Here is a 21,920-nt window from a genome sequence, read left to right as displayed (position 1 = left end):
CGACGACTGGATGGAAATCGCAAGCGTGACCCACTGGCCCCTGCTTAGTCTCCTGATCTGGCTGCCGATCCTCGGCGGCGTGTTCTCCCTGCTGGCCGGCAACAAGCGGCCCGAGCTGGCGCGCTGGGTCGCGCTCGGCTTCGTGCTGCTGACGCTGGCGCTGAGCGTGCCGCTGTTCGCCGGTTTCGACATGGGCACCGCGTCGATGCAGTTCGTCGAACAGCGCGCGTGGATCCCGGCCTACGACATCCGGTACCACCTCGGCGTGGACGGCCTGTCGGTGCCGCTGATCGGCCTGACCGCGCTGGTCGGCGTGCTGGTGCTGGTGAGCGCGTGGGGCTCGGTGGAAAAGCGCGTGGCGCAATACTTCGCCTGCCTGATGTTCCTCGAAGGCCTGATGATCGGCGTGTTCTGCGCGCTCGACTCGATGCTGTTCTACGTGTTCTTCGAGGCCATGCTGATCCCGATGTTCGTGGTGATCGGCGTGTGGGGCGGCCCGCGCCGCATCTATGCCTCGCTGAAGTTCTTCCTCTATACCTTCCTCGGCTCGGTGTTCATGCTGATCGGGCTGATCTATCTGTACCTGAAGGGCGGCAGCTGGCAGATCGCCGACATGGCTGCGCTGCCGCTGACGATGCAGGAGCAGACCTGGCTGTTCTTCGCCTTCTTCGCCGCGTTCGCCATCAAAGTGCCGATGTTCCCGGTGCATACGTGGCTGCCCGACGCGCACGTGGAAGCGCCCACCGGCGGCTCGGTGGTGCTGGCCGCGATCATGCTGAAGATCGGCGGCTACGGCTTCCTGCGCTTCACCCTGCCGATCGTGCCGGACGCCGGCCACGAGTTCGCGTGGCTGATGATCGCGTTCAGCCTGATCGCCATCGTCTATGTGGGCCTGGTGGCGCTGGTGCAGGCCGACATGAAGAAGCTGATCGCCTATTCGTCGGTCGCGCACATGGGCTTCGTGATCCTCGGCACCTTCATCGCGTTCTCGCTGGTGCGCGACGGCGGCAACGTCGATGGCGCGCGCCTCGGCCTGCAGGGCGCGATGGTGCAGATGATCTCGCACGGGTTCATCTCCGGCGCGATGTTCGCCAGCGTCGGCGTGCTGTACGACCGCATGCACACCCGCATGATCAAGGACTACGGCGGCGTGGCGAAGGTGATGCCGTGGTTCGCGCTGTTCTGGGTGCTGTTCGCGATGGCCAACTGCGGCCTGCCGGGCACCAGCGGCTTCGTCGGCGAGTTCGTGGTGATCCTCGCCAGCTTCCAGCACAGTCCGCTGGTCGCGCTGGGCGCGGCGCTGACCCTGATCATCGGCGCTGGCTACTCGCTGTGGCTGACCAAGCGGATCATCTGGGGCGACGTGGGCAATGCGCACGTCGCGGAGCTTAAGGACATCAACGCGCGCGAATGGATCGTGCTGGGCGTGTTCGCCGCCTTCACGCTGGCGCTGGGCGTCTATCCCAAGCCGCTGACCGACCTGATGGAGCCGTCCATCGCGCAACTGGCGGGCCAGCTCGCCGCGACGAAACTCTAAGGACATGACGACGATGCAAGCCACTCTCGCCATGCCGGCAGCCGCCGAACTGTTGCCGCTGATCCCCGAACTGGTGCTGGTCGGGGCCGCGTTCGCGCTGCTGATGCTCGACCTGTTCCTGAGGGACGGCCAACGTGCCGTCACCCATGTGCTGTCCGTCGTCAGCCTCCTGCTGGTGGCCGGGCTGATCGCCGCCGGCGTCGGCGTGGGCGAACACACGACCGTGCTCAACGGCATGTTCGTACGCGACACCATGGCCGACGTGCTGAAGATCGGCGCCTGCCTGGTCTCCGCGCTGGCCCTGTTGTTCGTCTGGCCCTATCTGCGCGAGCGCGGGCTGTACAAGGGCGAGGTATCGGTGCTGGTGCTGTTCGCGGTGCTCGGCATGATGCTGCTGATCTCGGCCGGCAGCCTGATCATGGTCTACCTCGGCTTGGAACTGCTGGCGCTGAGTTCCTACGCGCTGGTCGCCATCGACCGCGACAGCAAGCTGGCCTCGGAAGCGGCGATGAAGTATTTCGTGCTGGGCGCGCTGGCCTCGGGCCTGTTGCTGTACGGCATGTCGCTGGTGTACGGCGCGACCGGCAGCCTCGACCTCGCCGCCATCCGCGACGCCGCCCCCGGCGTGGCGCAGCCGATGCTGCTGCTGACCGGCGTGGTGTTCATGATCGCCGGCATCTCCTTCAAGTTCGGTGCCGCGCCGTTCCACATGTGGCTGCCCGACGTGTATCACGGTGCGCCCACGCCGATCACCCTGTTCATCGGCTCCGCGCCCAAGCTGGCGGCGTTCGCGATGGTGGTGCGCCTGCTCGGCTTCGGCGCGTCGCCCTTGGCGGCGGAGTGGCAGCCGATGCTGGCGGTGCTGGCCGCGCTGTCGCTGGTGGTCGGCAACGTGATCGCGCTGATGCAGACCAACCTCAAGCGCATGCTGGCGTATTCGACGATCTCGCACGTCGGCTTCCTGTTCCTCGGCCTCGCCGGCGGCGGCGCGGAGGGCTATGCGGCGTCGATGTTCTACGCGATCAGCTACGCGCTGATGGCGACCGCCGCGTTCGGCGCTATCGTGCTGCTGGCGCGGCGCGGCTTCGAGGCCGACAACATCGAGGACTTCAAGGGCCTGAACGCGCGCGACCCGTGGAGCGCCGGCATGGTGCTGTGCGTGATGGCCTCGCTGGCCGGCATCCCGCCGTTCCTCGGCTTCTGGGCCAAGCTGGCGGTGCTGCGCGCGGCGATCAACGGCGGCATGCTGTGGCTGGCCATCGTCGGCGTGGTGTTCGCGGTAATCGGCGCGTTCTATTACCTGCGCGTCATCAAGGTCATGTACTTCGACGAGCCGGTCGGCGAGCCGGTGCTGCCGCGCGACGACCGCCTGCTGCGCTTGGTGTTCGGCGTGAATGCGCTGGGCCTGCTGGTGCTGGGCGTGTTCTGGAATCCGCTGATGGCGTGGTGCCAGAGCGCGTTCGCCTGAACGCCGTCTGTAAAAAACTGTACGAAATGGCTTGCGCAAAATCGCGCTTGCCCGCATAATCTCGCTTCTGCTGCGGGGTGGAGCAGTCTGGCAGCTCGTCGGGCTCATAACCCGAAGGTCGCAGGTTCAAATCCTGCCCCCGCTACCAAGTTTCAGTGTTGTATTTCGACACTAGGCTCGGGCTCGTGAAAGCATCTCCAGGGCTTTCACAATCCAGCGTCATCGGAAAAGGGCCCAGAGGGCCCTTTTTTCGTTTCCGAGTTCTGGTTCCGACATTTCAGGTTTCAGCAGGCAAGACGTGACAGACAAGGCCGACGACATCGCCGCGCTGCTTTCGCCCACCGTCGCATCAATGGGGCTGGAGCTGCTCGGCATCGAATACCTGCCCGCGCCGGGCGGCGCGACGGTGCGCCTGTACATCGACGTGCCGCAGGCGGACAGCGAGACGCGCAGCGTCGGCATCGAGGACTGCGAGGCGGTCAGCCGCGAGGTGTCCGCGCAGCTCGACGTCGAAGACCCGATCACCGGCAACTACACGCTGGAAGTGTCCTCGCCGGGGCTGGATCGCCCGCTGTTCGGCGCGGCGCAGTTCGCGCGCTTCGTCGGCGAAAGCGCCAAGGTCACGTTGAAGCTGCCGCAGGACGGCCGTCGCCGCTTGCAGGGGAAGATCCTGCGCGTGGACGGCGACACCATCGTGTTCGATGTCGATGGCGCGGAATTCGCGACTTCGGCGTCGAACATCGACAAGGCCAAGCTCGTCCCCGACTGGGTGGCGCTGGGCCTCGCGCCAGCGCAGGACAAATCGGGGCGCGACGCGCGGCCCGGCAAGCAGAAGCAGCCGACGGCCAAGAAGTCTGCGGCGAAAAAGAATCCAACCAACAAGACGGCGGCCGATGGGTCGCTCGATGCGGAGTAAGCGGGCATGAGCAAGGAACTGTTGCTGGTCGTCGATGCGGTCGCGGCCGAGAAGGGCGTGCCGGAGTCGGTGATTCTGGAAGCCATCGAAGCGGCGCTGGCCTCGGCGGCGAAGAAGCGCTACGTCGACCAGGACGTGCTGGTGCGCGTGCAGATCGATCCGAAGGACGGCAGCTACGAGACCTTCCGCCGCTGGGAAGTGGTGGCCGACGACGTGGTGATGGAATCGCCCGACCGCCAGGTGCGCCTGATGGACGCCGTGGACGAAAGCGAGGAAGCGGAAGTCGGCGACTACATCGAAGAACAGATCGAGAACCCCGATTTCGGCCGCATCGCCGCGCAGGCCGCCAAGCAGGTGATCGTGCAGCGCGTGCGCGAGGCCGAGCGTCAGCAGGTGGTCGATGCGTGGAAGGATCGCGTCGGCGAACTCGTCACCGGCGTGGTCAAGCGCGCCGAGCGCGGCAACATCTACGTCGACCTGGGCGGCAACGCCGAGGCGATCATCGCCAAGGACAAGGGCATCCCGCGCGATGTGCTGCGCACCGGCGACCGCGTGCGCGGCTACCTGTTCGACGTGCGCAGCGAGCCGCGCGGCCCGCAGCTGTTCATCAGCCGCGCCGCGCCCGAGTTCATGATGGAACTGTTCAAGCTGGAAGTACCGGAAGTCGGCCAAGGGCTGGTGTCGATCATGGGTTGCGCGCGCGATCCGGGCGACCGCGCCAAGATCGCGGTGCTGGCGCACGACAACCGCACCGATCCGATCGGCGCCTGCATCGGCATGCGCGGCTCGCGCGTGCAGGCGGTGACCAACGAGCTCAACGGCGAGCGCGTGGACATCATCCTGTGGAGCGACAACCCGGCGCAGTTCGTCATCAACGCGATGGCGCCGGCGGAAGTGCAGTCGATCATCGTCGACGAGGACAAGCATTCGATGGATCTGGCGGTGGCCGAGGAAAACCTCGCCAAGGCCATCGGCCGCGGTGGCCAGAACGTGCGCCTCGCCAGCCGTCTGACCGGCTGGCAGCTCAACGTGATGACCGCCGACCAGGTGCAGGCCAAGTCGGAGGCCGAGCAGGCCACGGCGCGCCAGCTGTTCATGGACAAGCTGGAAGTGGACGAGGAAATCGCCGGCATTCTGGTCAGCGAAGGCTTCAGCACGGTCGAGGAAGTCGCCTACGTGCCGGTGGCCGAGCTGCTGGCGGTCGAGGGCTTCGACGAGGACATCGTCGAGGAACTGCGTTCGCGCGCCCGCGACGCGCTGCTCAACGAGGCGCTGGCGGCGGAGGAGAACCTGGAGGAACACCAGCCCGCCGAAGACCTGCTGTCGCTCGACGGCATGGACGAGGCCACCGCCTACGCGCTGGCCGAGCGCGGCGTGCGCACCCGCGAGGAGCTGGCCGAATCCGCCACCGACGAGATCGCCGACATCGAAGGCGTCGGCGAGGAACGCGCGGCGGCGCTGATCATGGAAGCGCGCAAGCACTGGTTCGAATGATCCATGGCACAGCGCGGGCTTCGGCCTGCGCTGCCTGATTGGCCGGCGGGCCGGGACCCGCCCTACAATCCACAGATTCGGTCGCCCGTGCGGCGGCCAATGACACCGGAAACCGAATGTCGCAGCAAACCACCATCCGCAAGCTGGCCGAACTGGTGAACACGCCGGTCGAGAAACTGCTTGAGCAACTTGCCGAAGCCGGCATGAAGTTCAGCGGTCCCGACCAGGTCATCACCAGCGCCGAGAAACTCAAGCTGCACGGCTTCCTGCGCCGCGCGCACGGCAAGGCCGACAAGCCCGCCGACGAGGCCATCGCGCCGGGCAAGATCACCCTCAGCCGCAGCCGCAAGCAGGAAATCACGGTGGGCGGCAGCGGCAAGACCGGCCGTACCGGCGGCAGCACCATCGAAGTGGTGACCCGCAAGAAGATCACCCTCAAGCCGGGCGCGGGCCAGGGCCCGTCGGCGGCGGACATGGACGCCGAGCGCGCCGACGCGCTGCGCAAGCTGGAAGAGTCGCGCGCGCGCAATCTCGCCGAGCAGCAGGCGCTGGCCGAGAAGGATCGCCAGCGCGCCGAGGAGCTGGCGGATATCCGTCGCCGCGAGCAGGAAGACGCCGAGCGCGCCGCCGCCGAGGCCGCGGCCAACGCCGAAGTCGCGCTGGAAGAGGCCGGCAAGACCAAGACGCACGGCCACGGCCATGCGCATCCCAAGCCGAGCGCGCCCGCGCGCGAAGCCGACAAGGGCGGCGCGCACAAGGGCAAGACCGCGCACCGCGGTTCGCACGTGATGCAGACCGGCGTCGAGGACGACGACAGCACCGCGCGCTTCGCCGGCCAGCTGCACCTGTCCGCGTCCGATCGCGCCCGCCGCAGCAGCGCGCCGCGCGGCGGCCGGGGCAAGCCGGCCCGTCGCTCGATGGACCAGTCGCGCACCGGCACCGGCTTCAACAAGCCGGTCGCGCCGATGGTGCGTGAGATCGCCATCGGCGACGCGATCACCGTCGGCGACCTCGCCCAGAAGCTGGCGCTGAAGGGCGGCGAAGTGGTGAAGGCGCTGTTCAAGATGGGCGTGATGGCGACCATCACCCAGACCATCGATCACGACACCGCCGTGCTGGTGACCGAAGAGCTCGGCCACAAGGCTGTGCACGCCGACGCGGGCGATGCCGAGTCCGAGCTGCTGGCGCACGCTGAGGAAGTGCAGGGCGAGAAGACCCAGCGTCCGCCGGTGGTCACCATCATGGGTCACGTCGATCACGGCAAGACCTCGCTGCTGGACTACATCCGCCGCACCAAGGTCGCCACCGGCGAAGCCGGCGGCATCACCCAGCACATCGGCGCGTACCACGTGACCACGCCGAAGGGCACGATCAGCTTCCTCGACACTCCCGGCCACGCCGCGTTCACCCACATGCGCCAGCGCGGCGCGCGGTTGACCGATATCGTGGTGCTGGTGGTCGCGGCCGACGACGGCGTGATGCCGCAGACCGCGGAAGCGATCCAGCACGCCAAGGCGGCCAAGGTGCCGCTGATCGTGGCGATCAACAAGATCGACAAGTCCGACGCCGATCCGTCGCGGGTCAAGAACGACCTGCTGGCGCACGAAGTGGTGGCCGAGGAATTCGGCGGCGACGTGCAGATGGTCGAACTGTCGGCCAAGACCGGTCAGGGCGTGGACAACCTGCTCGACGCGATCTCGCTGCAGGCCGAGATGCTCGACCTGCAGGCCGTGCGCGAAGGGCGCGCGACCGGCGTGGTCATCGAATCCGCGCTGGACAAGGGCCGCGGCCCGGTCGCCACCGTGCTGGTGCAGCAGGGCAACCTGTCCAAGGGCGACTACCTCGTCTGCGGCATCCAGTACGGCCGCGTGCGCGCGCTGTTCGACGAGACCGGCAACCAGGTGCAGTCCGCCGGCCCGTCGATCCCGGTGCAGATCCTCGGCCTGTCCGGCGTGCCGGAGGCGGGCGACGATTTCGTCGTCGTCGCCGACGAGCGCCTGGCCAAGGACGTGGCCCAGCAGCGCGACACCAAGCGCCGCGAGATGCGGCTGGTGGCTTCGGCGGGCAACCGCATGGAAGACATCATGGCGCAGATGGGCGAGGGCGCGTCCCAGCTGGCCCTCAACCTGGTAGTCAAGGCCGATGTGCACGGCACCATGCAGGCACTGCGCGAGGCGCTGACCGGGCTGTCCAACGACCAGATCCGCATCAACGTGATCGGTTCCGGCGTGGGCGGCATCACCGAATCCGACGCGCAGCTGGCGATGACGTCGAAGGCCACCGTGATCGGCTTCAACGTGCGCGCCGACGCGTCCGCGCGCAAGGTGATCGAAGGCAACGGCATCGACCTGCGCTACTTCTCGATCATCTACGACGTGATCGACCAGGTGAAGCAGGTCGCATCCAACGTGCTGGGCAAGGAGATCCGCGAGGAGATCATCGGCATCGCCGAGGTCCGCGACGTGTTCCGCAGCTCCAAGTTCGGCGCGGTCGCCGGCTGCATGGTGGTCGAGGGCGTGGTCAAGAAGTCCAAGCCGATCCGCGTGCTGCGCGACAGCGTGGTCATCTTCGAGGGCGAACTGGAATCGCTGCGCCGCTTCAAGGAGAACGTGGACGAAGTCCGCGTCAACACCGAGTGCGGCATCGGCGTGAAGGCGTACAACGACGTCAAGCCGGGCGACCAGATCGAGTGCTTCGAACGCATCGAGGTGCAGCGCACGCTGTAAGGCGTGCGTCCCGCCATGGCGCAGAAGTCCTTCCACCGCACCGACCGCGTGTCCGCCCAGCTCCGCCGCGAGCTGGGCACGCTGGTGCATGCCGCCGTGCGCGAGCACGGCCTGGCCTCGGCCAGCGTGTCCGACGTCGAGATCACCCGCGACATGGCGCACGCCAAGGTGTTCGTGACCGTGCTGCAGGCCGAACGGGCGGCGGAGACGGTCAAGGCGCTCAAGGCGCTGGCGCCGGAAATCCGCTACCAGCTGGCGCGCGCGGTGAAGCTGCGCCACGTGCCGGAGCTGCATTTCCACTACGACGAGTCGGTGGACCGCGGCGAGCGCATCGACAACCTCCTGCGCGACCTGCGCGCCAGTGACGAAACCGAATAAGCCGACGCGCCGCCCGCGCACCGTGTTCCGCCGGCTGGACGGCATCCTGCTGCTGGACAAGCCGCAGGGGCTGTCGTCCAACCAGGCGCTACAGCGCGTGCGCCACCTGTTCCGCGCCGAGAAGGGCGGCCACACCGGCAGCCTCGATCCGCTGGCGACCGGCCTGCTGCCGGTCTGCTTCGGCGAAGCCACCAAGATCGCCGGCGGCCTGCTGGGCGCACGCAAGGCCTACGAAACCGTGGCCCGGCTCGGCATCGTCACCGACACCGACGACGCCGAGGGCCAGCCGCTGCGCGAGCAGCCGGTGCCGCCGCTGACCATCGACGCCATCGACGCCGCGCTGAAGACGCTGACCGGCCGCATCCGCCAGCGCCCGCCGATCTATTCGGCGCTCAAGCGCGGCGGCGAGCCGCTGTACGCGAAGGCGCGGCGCGGCGAAACCATCGAAGTCGACGAGCGCGAAGTCGACGTTCACGCCTTCGATCTGCTCAACGCCGCCGACCTGCTGGACGGCGGCGAGCCGCTGCTGCGCCTGCACGTGGAATGCGGCTCCGGCACCTACGTGCGCAGCCTGGTGCGCGACCTCGGCGAGCTGCTGGGCTGCGGCGCGCACGTGGCGCAGCTGCGCCGGCTGTGGGTGGACCCCTTCCGCGAGCCGCGGATGTGGACGCTGGCCGCGCTGGAAGACCTGCTGGAGCATGCCGGCGAGCGGGTGCTGGACGCCTGCCTGCTGCCGGTGGAGGCGGGCATGGCCTCGTGGCCGGAGGTCCGGGTGAACGCCGCGCAGGCGCAGCGGCTGGGCCGCGGGCAAGGCCTGCGCGGGCCGTACCAGCCGCGCGGGCGGCAGGTAGCGATCCTGGACGAACACGGCCGCGGGCTGGGCCTGGGCGAGGTCGACGCCGAGGGCGGGCTGCGCCCGGCGCGGCTGTTCCGCTGGGCGGCGACGGGCGCCGGCGGCGAAGACGGCGCCGCTTGACCGCGCGCATTGCCCGTGGCTGGCGGCGCGGGCTATAATCCCGCTGCTCACACGGGCGCATTTTCCTTTTCATCCACTCCATCACGGCGAGCCGTGCGGTGCGGGCGAGGCTTCCGGCCTCCCGTTCCTGCCGGTCACGCGACTACGAGGCAACCATGTCCATCGATACCCAGAAAGTCATCAACGAACACAAGCGCGGCGACAGCGATACCGGCTCCCCGGAAGTGCAGGTCGCCCTGCTGACCGCCCGCATCGAGCAGCTGACCGAGCACTTCAAGACCCACAAGCAGGATCACCACAGCCGTCGTGGCCTGCTGATGATGGTCAACCGCCGCCGCAGCCTGCTCGACTACCTGCACCGCAAGGATGCGGAGCGTTACAAGGCGCTGATCGGCAAACTCGGCCTGCGTCGCTGATCCAAGCCCGCTGCGGCGCAGAAATGCGCCGCAGTTTGTTTTTGCGGCACCCGTAATACGCAATACCGGATACGCAACACCCGACCATCGCGGCATCGCCGCATTCCCGCATCGCACGGCGCGATGCAGCGCAGCAAGCGGGGCTTGCCTGCGTCGATGAACCAAGTCAATCCAAGGATTCCCAACAGTGGCGAAGATCAGCAAGACCTTCCAGTACGGCAACCAGTCCGTCACCCTCGAAACCGGCGAGATCGCGCGCCAGGCTGGCGGCGCGGTGATGGTGTCGTGCGACGGCACCGTGGTGCTGTGCACCGCCGTGGCGGCCAAGACCCAGCGCGAAGGGCAGGACTTCTTCCCGCTGACCGTGGACTATCAGGAAAAGTTCTACGCCGGTGGCCGTATCCCCGGCGGTTTCTTCAAGCGCGAAGGCCGCGCGACGGAGAAGGAAACCCTGACCAGCCGCCTGATCGATCGTCCGCTGCGTCCGCTGTTCCCGGAAGAGTTCAAGAACGAAGTGCAGGTCATCGCGACCGTCATGTCGCTGAACCCGGAAGTGGACGGCGACATCCTCGCGCTGATCGGCTGCTCCGCCGCCGTCGCGCTGACCGGCGCGCCGTTCCAGGGCCCGATCGGCGCGGCCAAGGTCGGCTACAGCAACGGCAACTACATCCTCAACCCGACCGTCAGCCAGCTGAAGGACTCCCAGCTGGAGCTGGTGGTCGCCGGCACCAAGGACGCCGTGCTGATGGTCGAATCCGAAGCCGCCGAGCTGTCGGAAGACGTAATGCTGGGCGCGGTGATGTTCGGCCACCAGCAGATGCAGGTCGCCATCGACACGATCAACGCGCTGGTCGCCGAAGCCGGCAAGCCGAAGTGGGACTGGCAGGCGCCGGCCAAGAACGACGCCCTGATCGGCGCGCTGAAGGCCGCCATCGGCGACAAGCTGGCCGCCGCCTTCCAGGTGCGCGACAAGCTGGAGCGCAAGGACGCCATCTCCGCGCTGAAGAAGGCGGTGCTGGCCGAGATCGCCCCGCAGATCGAAGCCAACGGCTGGAACGCCGCCGAAGCCTCGAAGGAATTCGGCGAGCTGGAATACCAGACCATGCGCGGCTCGGTGCTGTCCACCAAGGTGCGCATCGACGGTCGCGCGCTGGACACGGTGCGCCCGATCACCTCCAAGGTGGGCGTGCTGCCGCGCGTGCACGGCTCCTCGCTGTTCACCCGCGGCGAGACGCAGGCCATCGTGGCCGTCACCCTCGGCACCGCACGCGATGGCCAAGTCATCGACGCCGTGGCCGGCGAGTACAAGGAACACTTCCTGTTCCACTACAACTTCCCCCCCTACTCGGTGGGTGAAGCCGGCCGCATGATGGGCCCGAAGCGCCGCGAAATCGGCCACGGTCGCCTCGCCAAGCGCGGCGTGCTGGCGGTGATGCCGACGATGGAAGCCTTCCCGTACACCATCCGCGTGGTCTCGGAAATCACCGAGTCGAACGGTTCGTCCTCGATGGCCTCGGTCTGCGGTTCCTCGCTGGCGCTGATGGATGCCGGCGTGCCGGTGAAAGCGCCGGTCGCGGGCATCGCGATGGGTCTGGTGAAGGAAGACGACAACTTCGTCGTGCTGTCCGACATTCTGGGCGACGAGGATCACCTCGGCGACATGGACTTCAAGGTGGCCGGCACCAGCAACGGCATCTCGGCGCTGCAGATGGACATCAAGATCCAGGGCATCACCGAGGAAATCATGAAGGTGGCGCTGGCGCAGGCCAAGGCCGGCCGCCTGCACATCCTCGGCGAAATGGCCAATGCGTTGACCGCGCCGCGCGGCGAGCTGTCCGAGTTCGCGCCGCGCCTGCTGACCATCAAGATCCATCCGGACAAGATCCGCGAAGTGATCGGCAAGGGCGGCTCGGTGATCCAGGCGATCACCAAGGAAACCGGCACCCAGATCGACATCCAGGACGACGGCACGATCACCATCGCCTCGGTCAACGCCGCCGCCGGTCAGGCCGCCAAGTCGCGCATCGAGCAGATCACTAGCGACGTCGAGCCGGGCCGCATCTACGAAGGCAAGGTCGCCAAGATCATGGACTTCGGCGCGTTCGTGACCATCGCTCCCGGCAAGGATGGCCTGGTGCACGTCTCGCAGATCTCCAGCGAGCGCGTGGAGAAGGTCTCCGACAAGCTCAAGGAAGGCGATCTGGTCAAGGTCAAGGTGCTGGAAGTGGACAAGCAGGGCCGCATCCGCCTGTCGATCAAGGCCGTCACCGAGGGCGAGGGCGCCGGCGAGTAATTCGTCGCGTTCCCTTGCTGCAACGAAGAAGCGGGCCTTGTGCCCGCTTTTTCGTTGGTGAGCGCAAATGCAGGAGTGCCTTCGGGCGCGATCGCCAGCTTCGTGATCGACGCTTGCGGCACGCAGCTTTCGATCTTCCCTCTCCGGTCACGGGAGTGGATGCCTATTGATCCGGCCCTCAAATAGTCGCGTCCGCCGCCGCTTTGTGTAGAGCCGAGCTCGGCTCAAAGCCAGAGCAGCGCAGCAAGCTGCGCTCTACCGGAAACCATTCGAGGGCCGGATCAATGAGGAAGAGGGCCGCTGTTCGCGGCGGCGCTTGCCCTCATCCGCCTTCGGCACCTTCTCCCGCAAGCGGGAGAAGGAATGCTTCAGCTGGCCGGGATGGCCTTTGCCGCCCACACGCTGTCGTCGTGGCCGTGCCGCATGCGTCGGCGGGTGTGGCGGGCCAGCAGCAGGAACACCGGCACCGCCGCCAGCGCGGTGGCGTCGACCGGCCAGCCGCCGGTGTGGTTCCACGCGCCGCCAAGCCCGTACGCGCCCGCCAGGCTGGACAGCGGAATCAGCAGGGTGAACGCGGCGCCGATCCGCAGCAGCTCCATCGCGCCGCGCGAGGCGCCGCGCACGAACGCCCAGCCGACCGCCGCCGCGAACACCGCGTAGTAAATGCCGGTGTGCCACGCCTTGGGATCGCCGACCAGCGCCGGCAGCCATTTGGTCGCGGCCACGCTGGCGGAGATGCCGGCCACGCAGCCCAGCGACACGCCCACGGTCAGGCAGGCGAGCGCCCATGCCGAGCGTTTCTGCACCGGCGTTTCCGCGCCCCGGCGCTTGCGCCGGCGCGACTCCACCCACAGCAGGTTGCCGCTGTAGAACAGCGCCGCGCCGGCCAGCCCCATCAGCAGGTACAGCCAGCGCACCGGGTTGCCGCCGAAGCTGCCGAAATGGAGCATGAAGAAGGCGTTGACCGCCTCGTCCCACGGTTCCATGTGGCCCGGCAGGTCGTGCGGATCGACTTGCCCGGTGTACGGATCGAGGTGGGTACTGGCATAGGTGCGCGCGCGGGTGCCGTGGCGCAGGTCGAGGCCGGTGACGGTGGCTTCGATGCGGTCGCCCTCGCGCTGGAAGCCGAAGCCCTGCACTTCGAAGCCCGGCAGCTGCACTTCCACCCGGCGCAGCAGTTCGGCGACCGGCAGCGGCACCGCGCCGGGCGGGGTGACGGCGTGTTCCTCCTCCCCCCACTGGATGCCGTTGGGATAGACCACCGCGTCTTGCGCGTCGTAGAACTGGTCGTGGAAGGCGAACACCACGCTGGTCAGCGCGATCACGATGTGGAAGGGCAGGCTGAACAGGCCCAGCGCGTTGTGCACATCCAGCCACAGGCGCTTGATGTTCCTGCCGATGCGCAGCGCGAACACGTCCTTGGCAATCGTCGGCAGCAGCACGATCAGCCCGGACACCAGCGCCACCGCGTAGGCCAGCGCCACCGCGCCCATGATCGGGCGCGCCACCGCATCGGGGAACGGCAGCCCGACCAGCTGGTGCAGCGTGTCCACCAACTGCGCCACCGTGGCCTTGCGGGTCGGTTCCACCTGCAAGCTGCCGTCGGCGGCGAAGCTGGCGCCGTATTCCTTGAACTCGCGGCGGCCCTTGCCGCGTTCCTGCCAATAGACGCGCGCCGGCTGGTCGGCGGTCGGCCGCACCGAGACGAACCAGCGCGCGGCTGCCTTCGGCTGCTGGGCCAGCACCGCGTCCACCAGCGCGTCGGCGCGTTGCAGCGGCGGCGGGGCGGACAGCGCGGACGGCGGCGTCGCCCAGCGCTCCAGGGGCTTTTCGAACATGGTGATCGCGCCGGCATAGAACGCGACGAATAGCATCAGCCCGCTGACGATGCCGATCCAGATGTGCACGTCCTTGTAGACCTTGACGATGTCGCTGCGGATGTTCATGCGGGGGTTCCTCAACTCATCGACAGGCGCACGGCCCACAGCAGCCCGAACGCCGATGCGTTGGCCGCGCCCAGCCACAGCCAGGCGCGCAACGGCGTGCGGAACAGGTAGACGAGGGACAGCACGCCGGCCCACAGCGGCGCGATCAGCCACATGTTGAATTGCACCTTGCCGCCGCCGCCGTCGATGCCGTCCGGGCCCAGCCAGGCGAACAGTCCCGACAGCGCTAGCGCCAGGCCGAAGCCCAGCACCGTGCCGGCCAGCGTCTTGCCGAACCAGTGGCGGCTTTGCAGGCGCACGCGTTCCGTACTCATGCCGTCCTCCCGGCGCGCACGCGGGCGCGCCATGCGCCGAGGAAGGGCAGCAGCGACCAGACCAGCATCGCCAGCACGCTCCAGCCCGCCACCGCCTCCACCGGCGCCAGCACCTGAAGGAACAACAGCAGCGAGAGCAGCAGGCAGGCGATGCCCGGCCACCACGGCCTGCGCGCCGGCCATGGCCCGGCCGCGCGCAGCTGCTGCTGCGGCGAGGCCAGGTAGAGCAGCAGCGCACCGAGCAGGCACAGCAGGGCGGCGCCGACGGCGAGGCCGGCGGTCACGCGCGCGCTCCTTCGGGGCGGCGGGCGCGGACAGCGGGCGGAGCGGGACGGTGCGGATCGGACATGGCCTCGGTTCCGGTCAGTAGCGCCAGCGCACGCTGGCGGTGACGCTGCGCGGCTCGCCCCGGAAGTTGCCCCAGCCGGTCGGGCCGATGGTCTGCCAGTAGGTCTTGTCGAGCAGGTTGTCCACGTTCAGCGACACGTTGAAGTGCTGGTTGATGCGGTAGCCGATGCGCGCATTCCACACCGCGTAGGCCGGCTGCGCCGCGCCGTCGCTGGCGCGGGTTTCGGTCTGCCAGTTGGCGCCGAGGCCGAACGACCACGCCTCCGCCATCGGCGGACGCCAGCTGGCCCAGAGCTTGACCATCTGTTTGGGCGCATACGTGTTGAACGGCTGGCCCTGCAGGTCGGCGTCCTTCGAATAGGTCTGCCTGTTCCAGGTGTAGCCGGCGCTGACATCCACGCCTTCGGCGAGGCGGCCGGCGACGGTGGCCTCGAAGCCCTGGCTTTTCACCTCGCCCTGCGCGAGATAGCAGGTGTCGCCGTTGCAGGCGCCCGGCAGTTGCGAGGCGTCCAGCTGGGCGCGATCCTTCTGGCGGATGTCGAACAGCGCGAACGAGGCGTTCAGCGCGCCGTCGCGCCATTCGCCCTTGAGGCCGCCTTCCAGCGCCACGCCGCGCATCGGCGGCATCTGGCCCTGGGTGGAGCGTTCGCTCTGCGGCTGGAAGATGTCGGCGTAGCTGGCATACAGCGACCAACTGCTGCTGACGTCGAACACCAGCCCGCCGTAGCCACCGAGGTGGCTGTCGCCGTAGTCGGAGCTGACGTAGCGCACCGGGATGAGCTCCAGGCCGTCGTCCTGCCAGCGGCTGTAGCGCGCGCCGAGCAGGGCGGTCAGGCGTTCGCCCGGATGCAGGCGCAGCATCGCGTAGGCGCCGCGCTGGGTGGTGGTGTAGCGGCCGCTCCACCAGGTGTCGGGCAGCGGCTGGGTCGGGCGCGGCGCGGCGTAGGGATCGAAGGCGTGCACGTCGCCGATGGCCCAGCTGTCGGCGAAGTCGTGGCCGTCGGCATCGGTGCGGCTGCGGTTCCAGCCGACGCCGGCGATCAGCTCGTGGCGGCTGCCCCAGGCGGCGAAGCTGCCGAGCACGGCGGCGTCGAGGCTGCGGTTGCCGTAGTCGCGGCCTTGCAGGGTCGGCGTGATCGACCAGCCGGCGCCGGTCTGCGGATCGATCGCGCCCCAGCCGTTGGCGACCAGGAAGCGGCCGTCCTCCTGCGCGTACTGCGCCGAGACGCGCAGGCGCCAGTCCTCGTTCAAGCCCTGGTCGAGTTCGGCGAACAGCTGCCTGTTCTCGGTGACGATGTCCTGCCACGCCGGTTCCAGCGAGGCGCGGCGCGGCAGGTCGAGCGCGCGGCCGTCGCTGTAGCGCGGCAGGCCGCTCCAGACCGGCGTGGTCTTGAGCTTCTCGAAGCTGGCGCCGAGGCTGAGAGTGCCGTTGGCGGAGACGTCGGTTTCGAGGATGCCGTAACCCAGCGTGTAGCGGTAATCGCCGCCGCGCTGGAACAGGTCCTTGTCCTCGTGTTCGACCACCGCGCGGCCGCGCACGCGGCCGTCGTCGGTCAGCGGGCCGCCGATGTCGCCTTGCACCAGCGTGCGATCCCACGAGCCGAGGTTGAAGCCCGCGCTGGCGGCGAACTCGCGGGTCGGCCGCTTGCGCACCAGGTTGATCGCGCCGCCGGGTTCGCCCGCGCCGTTGAGCAGGCCGGCGGCGCCGCGCAGCACTTCGATGCGGTCGTACATCGCCAGCCGCGGCTTGGCGCGGCCCAGCGTGGCCGGCAGGCCGTCAAGCTGGTAGTTGGTGATCTCGAAGCCGCGCGAGATGTACTGGGTATCGACGCTGTCGTACTGGCGCATGGCCACGCCGGGCACGAACAGGATGGCTTCGTCGAGGCTGTCCACGGCGAGGTCTTCCAGCAGCGGGCGGGTCAGCACGCTGACCGACTGCGGCGTTTCGCGCTGGCTGACCGGCAGCTTCAGGCCGACGTTGGTGACCGGCGCGGCATAGCCCTGGATGCGCACGCCCTGCACGACCACGGCGTCGAGTTCCTTGGCTTTCGGCCTGGCGCCGTCGGGGCTGTCCTGCTGCTGGGCGTGGGCGGCGGCGGAGAGGGACAGGGCGATGGCCAGTGCCAGCGTCGCCCGCGTCGTGGAAATGCGCATTTCAGTCGTCCTTGTGGCTGGAAATGGCGCTGGCGGCGGCGGGCGCGGTGTCGGGGAAGGTCGAAGGGGAAAGCAGGGCGGCGATGCCGTCGGCGAGGCCGCCGCGCCAGTGGTACCAGTCGTGGCCGCCGGAGAATTCGCGGTGCGCCACGGCGTAGCCTTTCGCGCGCAGCACGTCGCGCAGGTGGCGGTTGGTTTCGAGGATGCCGCTCTGGCCGTGGCCGGTCTCGAAGCGGCCGGCTTCCAGCCAGAAGCGGATCGGTTGGCGCGACGCTTCGGCATAGCGGCGGGTCAGCCATTCCGGTTCTTCCTGCGGCTGCCCGGACGCGGCGTCGGGCGCCCACCAGAACGAGCCGGACTGGCTGAGCACATTGCCGAAGCGCTGCGGATGCTGGAGCGCCACGCAGGCCGAGGCCAGCCCGCCGTAGCTGGCGCCGGCCAGCACGGTGCGCGCGGCGGGCGGCAGCGCGCCGGCGCGCGCTTCGACGAACGGCAGCAGCTCGTCGGCGAGGAAGTCGCCGAACGCCGGATTGCAGGGCAGTTCGCGCGCCCGCGCCTCGGCGTCGGGATTGGCGACGAACACCGCCAGCACCGGCGGGATCGCGCCTTCCGCGTGCAGATTGTCGAGGATCAGCGGGGTGGGGATCGCGTCCTGGTAGTCGCGGCCGTCGAACACCACCAGCAGCGCGTTGCGCGGATCGCCGGCGCGGTAGCCGGGTGAGCGATACAGGTCGATGGCGCGGGTGTTGCCGAGGCGCGCGCTTGCCAGGCGCAGGCGCTCGATGCGGCCGGCGGGATGGCCGGCCGGCTGCACGGCGCGCTGCGCGGGCGCGTCCGGCAGTTCGAGGATGGATTCGCGGGCGAACTCGTCCGGCGCGTCGGCCGGCCAGAAGCGCGGGTTGAGCGGGTCGCGCCGCAGCGTCGCCAGCACCGCGCGGCGCGCGGCGCGTCCGCCTTCGGGCAGCTGCGGCACGTCCGGTGCGAGCTGGTAGGACATGCGGGTGTCGGCGGGGATCGCGTAGCTGCCGTACCAGACGTCGCTGCCGTCCAGCCGCTGCAATTCCTCCATGTCGCCGGTGGGTGCGGCGAACAGGCGCACGTTGCTGCGCGCGCCGCGCCACACGAAGGTGACCAGCGTCGCGCCGTCCACCTGTTCGATCAGAGGAGCGCCTTCCCTGGCGATCTGCTCCCAGAACGCCTGCGTATCGCCGCCGGCTTGCAGCTGCGCGCGCAGCGCCCGCAGGCGCGGGCTGCGCAATGGCGCTTCGACGGTGCGCTGCTGCGACGCCGGCAGCACGCGTTCGATCCGCAGCCGGTAGCGCGTCGGGCCCTGGTCGGCGCGGGCGCGCAATGCGTAGGTGCCGTCGCGGTCGGCCACGAACAGGAAGTCGTTCGGGCGACCGGCTTCGAGCAGCCGGCGCAACGGCCGGCCCTGCGGATCGTCCAGCCACAGGCTGGGGGCATCGGCCTGCGCCTCCAGCATGCCGGCCACGTAGTCGCCGCGATGCAGGGCGAGACGATGCGCCTGCGTTGCGCCGGTGGTCAGCGTTCCGTTTGCGTCCAGCACCGGCGCGGCAGTGTTGGCGATGTCGTCCAGCAGCGTCAGCAGCGACGCGCCCAGCGTCTGTCCGTGGGCGAGGCCGGGCAGGGAGTGCGCGTCCACGGTCAAGCCGCTGGCGCGCAGGCGTCCGGCAAGGCGCTCGGGCGCATCCGCGGGCACGCTGGCGCGCGCGCGGCGCATGCGGTCGAGCTGGGTTGGATCGCGCTGTGGCGATGCGGGCGTTGTCGTCTTCGTCGGCGCTTGCGGCGACGCATCGGACGTGCCTGTCCACAGCAGCAGGTGCGGACGCGGCACGGGCCAGGCCGGCAAGGTGTCGGTTTCGCGCAGCAGGTGGCCGTCGCCCCACCACAGCGAGGGATCGGCTGCCGCATAGGCATCGAACATCGCCGGCCGCGTCAGCAGCGCGTGCAGCGCCAGCACGCCGCCGTAGGAATGGCCCCACAGCGTGCGCCGCGCGGGATCGAGCTTCGCCAGCGCGGCGACCTTCGGCGCGATCTTCCGTTCGATCAGGTCGAGGAAGGCGTCCGCGCCGCCGTTGCGACGTCCGCCCAGCGGGTCGAGCTGCGCGTCCTCGCCGCCGGGCCGGCGCGGGGTGTAGTCGAACGCGCGGGCGTCGGCGTCGATCCGCAGGTCGTTGTCGTAGGACAGGAACACCAGCACCGGCGGCGATGGCGCTTTCGACCAGCGCGCGAACTGTTCGGCGCGCAGCTCCATCAGCGCGGCGTTGCCGTCCAGCAGCCAGACCGAGGCGAAGCCGTTGGCCGGCGGCGTGGCAACGGGCAGCGCCACCCGGATGCGGTAGTGGCGCTGGCCGTCCGCCGAGTCCAGCCGGAACTGCTCGAAGCGGTAGCCCGGCGCGCCGGTATCGGCCACGGTGGCGCCGATCCGGCGCGACAGGTCCGGCTGCGCCGCGGCCGGCAGGGCCAGCCACAGCGCCAACAGGAGCAGCGCGAGCCGCTTCACCAGCTGAACCGCGCGGTGGCGGTGAGGGTGCGGCCGGTGCCGTAGAAGCACGAGGACTCGCCGCTGCACGTGGACACGAAGGTCTTGTCGGCCAGGTTGCTGACGTTGAGCGACAGCTGCGTGGACACCGCGCCGTGGCGGCCGAGGTCGTAGCGGAGCGCCGCGTCCCACAGCGAGTACGACGGGATCCGGTACAGGTTGGCGGTGTCGCCATAGCTTTCGCCGTTGTAGCGCACGCCGGCGGCGAGGCTCAGGCCCGACAGCGCGCCGGCCTGGAAGGTGTAGTCGGCCCACAGCGCGGTGGTCCAGTCCGGCACCATCGCCAGTTGCTTGCCCTGCACGGCGGCGTTGGCGCGGGTCAGTTCGGAATCCATCCGCGAGGCCGCGCCGATCACGCTGAAGCCGTCCAGCGGCGTCACCCGCGCCTCCAGCTCCACGCCGCGCACCCGGCCTTCGCCCGCCTGCACCTGGCAGCGGCCGTTGCCGGCGGCGCCGCAGTCCATGTGGGTGGCGTCGGGATCGTCGATCAGCATGTTCTGCTGGCGCAGATCGAAGACCGACAGGGTGAGCAGGCCGTCGAAGCCGGCCGGCTGGTACTTCACGCCGCCTTCCCACTGCTTGCCGGTGATCGGGTCGAACGGAGTGCGGTCGTGGCTCTGGTTGGTGTTGCTGCCGGCCGGCTGGAACGATTCGGCGTAGCTCAGGTACGGCGACAGCCCGTTGCCGGCCGCGTACAGCACGCCGGCGTTGCCGGTGAAGGCGCTGTTCTTCACCTTGGTGGGCACCACCGGGCCGTAGACGCCGGTCAGCGCGTTGTAGCTGCGGGTGAAGGTGTCGTCGTCGGTGCGGTCGTAGCGGCCGCCGAGGGTGAAGCGCCAGTTGTCCAGCGCGATCTGGTCCTGCAGATAGGCGCCGGTCTGCTCGTTGACGCCGCCGCTGTAGCCGATGCTATTGGTGACCGGCACGTAGTCGCTGTAGACCGGATTGAAGATGTCGATCGGCAGCGGATCGCGCATCGCGCCGCGCGCGCCCTGCCAGTCGGCTTTCTGCCAGTCCACGCCCAGCAGCACGGTGTGCCTGGCCGCGCCGATGGCGAACTTGCCGGTCAGGCGCGTGTCGACGGTCTTGCCGTCGGAATCGCCTTCGCCCCAGGTGGCGCGGCGCTTCTGGGTGCGGCCGTCGGGATTGAGCTTGCCGTTGGTCACCACCGTGCGGAACAGCGAATCCACGTGGGTGTGGCGCGCGCTCTGGGCCAGCGTCCAGTGCTCGTTGAAGCCGTGCTCGAACAGCCAGCCGGCGGCCCAGACGGTGCGGTCGAAGGTGTTCCAGCCCGGCTCGCCGATGAAGGTGCTGTTCTTCATCCGCCCGTACGCGGTGGGCCGCAGCGTGCCGTCCATCGGCAGGAACTGGTAGGTGGAGCCGCCGTCGTCGCGCTGGTACAGGCCGAGCAGGGTCAGACGGGTGCGCTCGGCGAGCTGCAGGGTGTAGCTAGGGGCGAGAAACCAGTGCTGCTGTTCGGTGTGGTCGATCTGGGTCTGGCCGTCGCGGTACAGGCCGACCAGGCGGAGCAGGTGGCGGCGGTCGTCGCTGCCGGTGCCGAGGTCGAAGGCGGCGCTGTACTGGCCGTTGCCGTCGATGCCCACGCGCGCTACCTGCGCCTGGCCCGGCTCCGGCGTCTTGCTGACCTGGTTGACCATGCCGCCCGGCGCCACCTGACCGTACATCACCGCCGACGGGCCCTTCAGCACTTCGACGCGCTCCAGGTTCCAGCTGTCCACCATCGTGCGGTTCCACTGGCTGCCCTGCGGGGCGCGCATGCCGTCCACGGTGACGTTGTTGCTCCAGCTGCCGGCGTCGTAGCCGCGGACGCGGAAGTCGTCCACGCGGTTGTCGATGCCGCTGCTCTCCAGCGCCACGCCGGCCACGTAGCGCATCGCCTCGTTGAGGTTCTGCACGCCGCGCGCGTCCAGCTCGTCGCGGGCGATCACCGAGACCGACTGCGGCGTCTCGGCCACCGCGGCGTCGGTCTTGGTCGCGCCGGAGGTGTGGCTGGTGGTGCGGTAGGCGTTGACCTGCACCTTGTCCAGATCGACCGGGGTCCGGTCGCTGGCCTGCGGGGCGGAGCTCTGGGCGGCGGCCAGCGCCGGCGCGAGCAGCGCGGCGATCACGGCGAGGGCAAGCGGGGAGCGCCTGCGGACGGGCAGGAAGCGGGAGGTGGCGGACATGGGAGCCTCTGCGGGGGTGTGGGGAAAGCGGGGCGCCAGCGGATGCGGCGGCGCAACATCGCGGTATTAAATGAAACTCATTCGCATTTGTAAAGAAAAGATAACGGCCGCCGAAGGGACGGCAGCCGCGTGGGGAGCCTTTCCGTGAAACCGCTTGGGGCGGGCGCATGGCTGCCCCGGCTTCCGCCTGCTTTCATCCACCCCA

The 21,920-nt window shown here is 69.1% G+C and carries 15 protein-coding genes and 1 tRNA gene; 10 read left to right on the top strand and 6 right to left on the bottom strand.

Features of this window, described 5'->3' with window-relative positions; all coding sequences use genetic code 11:
- Positions 1-25: 25 nt before the first annotated feature.
- From H9L17_RS01900 to pnp, 10 genes are all read left to right on the top strand, one after another.
- Positions 26-1,537 (top strand): NADH-quinone oxidoreductase subunit M, encoded by a 1,512-nt coding sequence (locus tag H9L17_RS01900; RefSeq protein ID WP_187570696.1) that lies wholly within the window; start codon positions 26-28, stop codon positions 1,535-1,537.
- 4 nt (positions 1,538-1,541) lie between these two features.
- Positions 1,542-3,005: an NADH-quinone oxidoreductase subunit NuoN gene (gene nuoN / locus H9L17_RS01895; protein ID WP_187570695.1), complete on the top strand. Its 1,464-nt coding sequence runs from the start codon at positions 1,542-1,544 to the stop codon at positions 3,003-3,005.
- A 71-nt stretch (positions 3,006-3,076) separates the two neighbouring features.
- Positions 3,077-3,153 (top strand) — tRNA-Met (locus H9L17_RS01890).
- 150 nt (positions 3,154-3,303) lie between these two features.
- Positions 3,304-3,921 carry a ribosome maturation factor RimP gene (gene rimP / locus H9L17_RS01885; RefSeq protein WP_187570694.1) on the top strand — a complete coding sequence of 206 codons (618 nt, stop codon included), beginning with the start codon at positions 3,304-3,306 and terminating at the stop codon, positions 3,919-3,921.
- Positions 3,922-3,927: 6 nt separating this feature from the next.
- The gene (gene nusA, locus H9L17_RS01880) at positions 3,928-5,415 is read left to right on the top strand and encodes a transcription termination factor NusA (protein ID WP_187570693.1); all 1,488 of its coding nucleotides are present in this window, start codon (positions 3,928-3,930) and stop codon (positions 5,413-5,415) included.
- 116 nt (positions 5,416-5,531) lie between these two features.
- Positions 5,532-8,141 carry a translation initiation factor IF-2 gene (gene infB, locus H9L17_RS01875; RefSeq protein ID WP_187570692.1) on the top strand — a complete coding sequence of 870 codons (2,610 nt, stop codon included), beginning with the start codon at positions 5,532-5,534 and terminating at the stop codon, positions 8,139-8,141.
- 15 nt (positions 8,142-8,156) lie between these two features.
- Positions 8,157-8,519, top strand: a complete 363-nt coding sequence (gene rbfA, locus H9L17_RS01870) for a 30S ribosome-binding factor RbfA (protein WP_187570691.1) — start codon at positions 8,157-8,159, stop codon at positions 8,517-8,519.
- Positions 8,503-9,495, top strand: a complete 993-nt coding sequence (gene truB / locus H9L17_RS01865) for a tRNA pseudouridine(55) synthase TruB (protein ID WP_187570690.1) — start codon at positions 8,503-8,505, stop codon at positions 9,493-9,495. Before rbfA ends, truB begins: the two co-directional genes overlap by 17 nt.
- A gap of 155 nt (positions 9,496-9,650) precedes the next feature.
- Positions 9,651-9,911 carry a 30S ribosomal protein S15 gene (gene rpsO / locus H9L17_RS01860; protein ID WP_187570689.1) on the top strand — a complete coding sequence of 87 codons (261 nt, stop codon included), beginning with the start codon at positions 9,651-9,653 and terminating at the stop codon, positions 9,909-9,911.
- A gap of 187 nt (positions 9,912-10,098) precedes the next feature.
- Positions 10,099-12,204 carry a polyribonucleotide nucleotidyltransferase gene (gene pnp, locus H9L17_RS01855; RefSeq protein WP_187570688.1) on the top strand — a complete coding sequence of 702 codons (2,106 nt, stop codon included), beginning with the start codon at positions 10,099-10,101 and terminating at the stop codon, positions 12,202-12,204.
- 368 nt (positions 12,205-12,572) lie between these two features.
- On the opposite strand, the gene H9L17_RS01850 is transcribed toward pnp, so the two are convergent.
- The 6 genes from H9L17_RS01850 to H9L17_RS01825 form a co-directional block, all read right to left on the bottom strand.
- On the bottom strand, positions 12,573-14,150 hold the full coding sequence (locus H9L17_RS01850; protein ID WP_187570687.1) for a PepSY-associated TM helix domain-containing protein: 1,578 nt from the start codon (positions 14,148-14,150) through the stop codon (positions 12,573-12,575).
- Between the two features lie 11 nt (positions 14,151-14,161).
- On the bottom strand, positions 14,162-14,464 hold the full coding sequence (locus H9L17_RS01845; protein WP_187570686.1) for a hypothetical protein: 303 nt from the start codon (positions 14,462-14,464) through the stop codon (positions 14,162-14,164).
- Positions 14,461-14,748: a hypothetical protein gene (locus H9L17_RS01840; RefSeq protein WP_187570685.1), complete on the bottom strand. Its 288-nt coding sequence runs from the start codon at positions 14,746-14,748 to the stop codon at positions 14,461-14,463. The genes H9L17_RS01845 and H9L17_RS01840 overlap by 4 nt, the downstream gene beginning before the upstream one ends.
- A 79-nt stretch (positions 14,749-14,827) precedes the next feature.
- Positions 14,828-16,966 (bottom strand): TonB-dependent siderophore receptor, encoded by a 2,139-nt coding sequence (locus H9L17_RS01835; RefSeq protein ID WP_187570684.1) that lies wholly within the window; start codon positions 16,964-16,966, stop codon positions 14,828-14,830.
- A 1-nt stretch (position 16,967) separates the two neighbouring features.
- The gene (fes, locus tag H9L17_RS01830; RefSeq protein WP_187570683.1) at positions 16,968-19,490 is read right to left on the bottom strand and encodes an enterochelin esterase; all 2,523 of its coding nucleotides are present in this window, start codon (positions 19,488-19,490) and stop codon (positions 16,968-16,970) included.
- Positions 19,487-21,715: a TonB-dependent siderophore receptor gene (locus H9L17_RS01825; RefSeq protein ID WP_187570682.1), complete on the bottom strand. Its 2,229-nt coding sequence runs from the start codon at positions 21,713-21,715 to the stop codon at positions 19,487-19,489. Before H9L17_RS01825 ends, fes begins: the two co-directional genes overlap by 4 nt.
- Between the last annotated feature and the right edge of the window lie 205 nt (positions 21,716-21,920).

This window comes from Thermomonas brevis (assembly GCF_014395425.1).
Taxonomy (GTDB): Bacteria; Pseudomonadota; Gammaproteobacteria; order Xanthomonadales; family Xanthomonadaceae; genus Thermomonas; species Thermomonas brevis.
This window is presented reverse-complemented; position numbering and strand designations above follow the sequence as displayed.

What these genes read in the sequence shown, in the direction of transcription:
- H9L17_RS01825 (WP_187570682.1), bottom strand. Translation starts at nt 21,715, where the DNA reads ATGTCCGCCACCTCCCGCTTCCTGCCCGTCCGCAGGCGCTCCCCGCTT.
- nusA (WP_187570693.1), top strand. Translation starts at nt 3,928, where the DNA reads ATGAGCAAGGAACTGTTGCTGGTCGTCGATGCGGTCGCGGCCGAGAAG.
- infB (WP_187570692.1), top strand. Translation starts at nt 5,532, where the DNA reads ATGTCGCAGCAAACCACCATCCGCAAGCTGGCCGAACTGGTGAACACG.
- H9L17_RS01850 (WP_187570687.1), bottom strand. Translation starts at nt 14,150, where the DNA reads ATGAACATCCGCAGCGACATCGTCAAGGTCTACAAGGACGTGCACATC.
- H9L17_RS01835 (WP_187570684.1), bottom strand. Translation starts at nt 16,966, where the DNA reads ATGCGCATTTCCACGACGCGGGCGACGCTGGCACTGGCCATCGCCCTG.
- H9L17_RS01845 (WP_187570686.1), bottom strand. Translation starts at nt 14,464, where the DNA reads ATGAGTACGGAACGCGTGCGCCTGCAAAGCCGCCACTGGTTCGGCAAG.
- nuoN (WP_187570695.1), top strand. Translation starts at nt 1,542, where the DNA reads ATGACGACGATGCAAGCCACTCTCGCCATGCCGGCAGCCGCCGAACTG.
- rpsO (WP_187570689.1), top strand. Translation starts at nt 9,651, where the DNA reads ATGTCCATCGATACCCAGAAAGTCATCAACGAACACAAGCGCGGCGAC.
- rbfA (WP_187570691.1), top strand. Translation starts at nt 8,157, where the DNA reads ATGGCGCAGAAGTCCTTCCACCGCACCGACCGCGTGTCCGCCCAGCTC.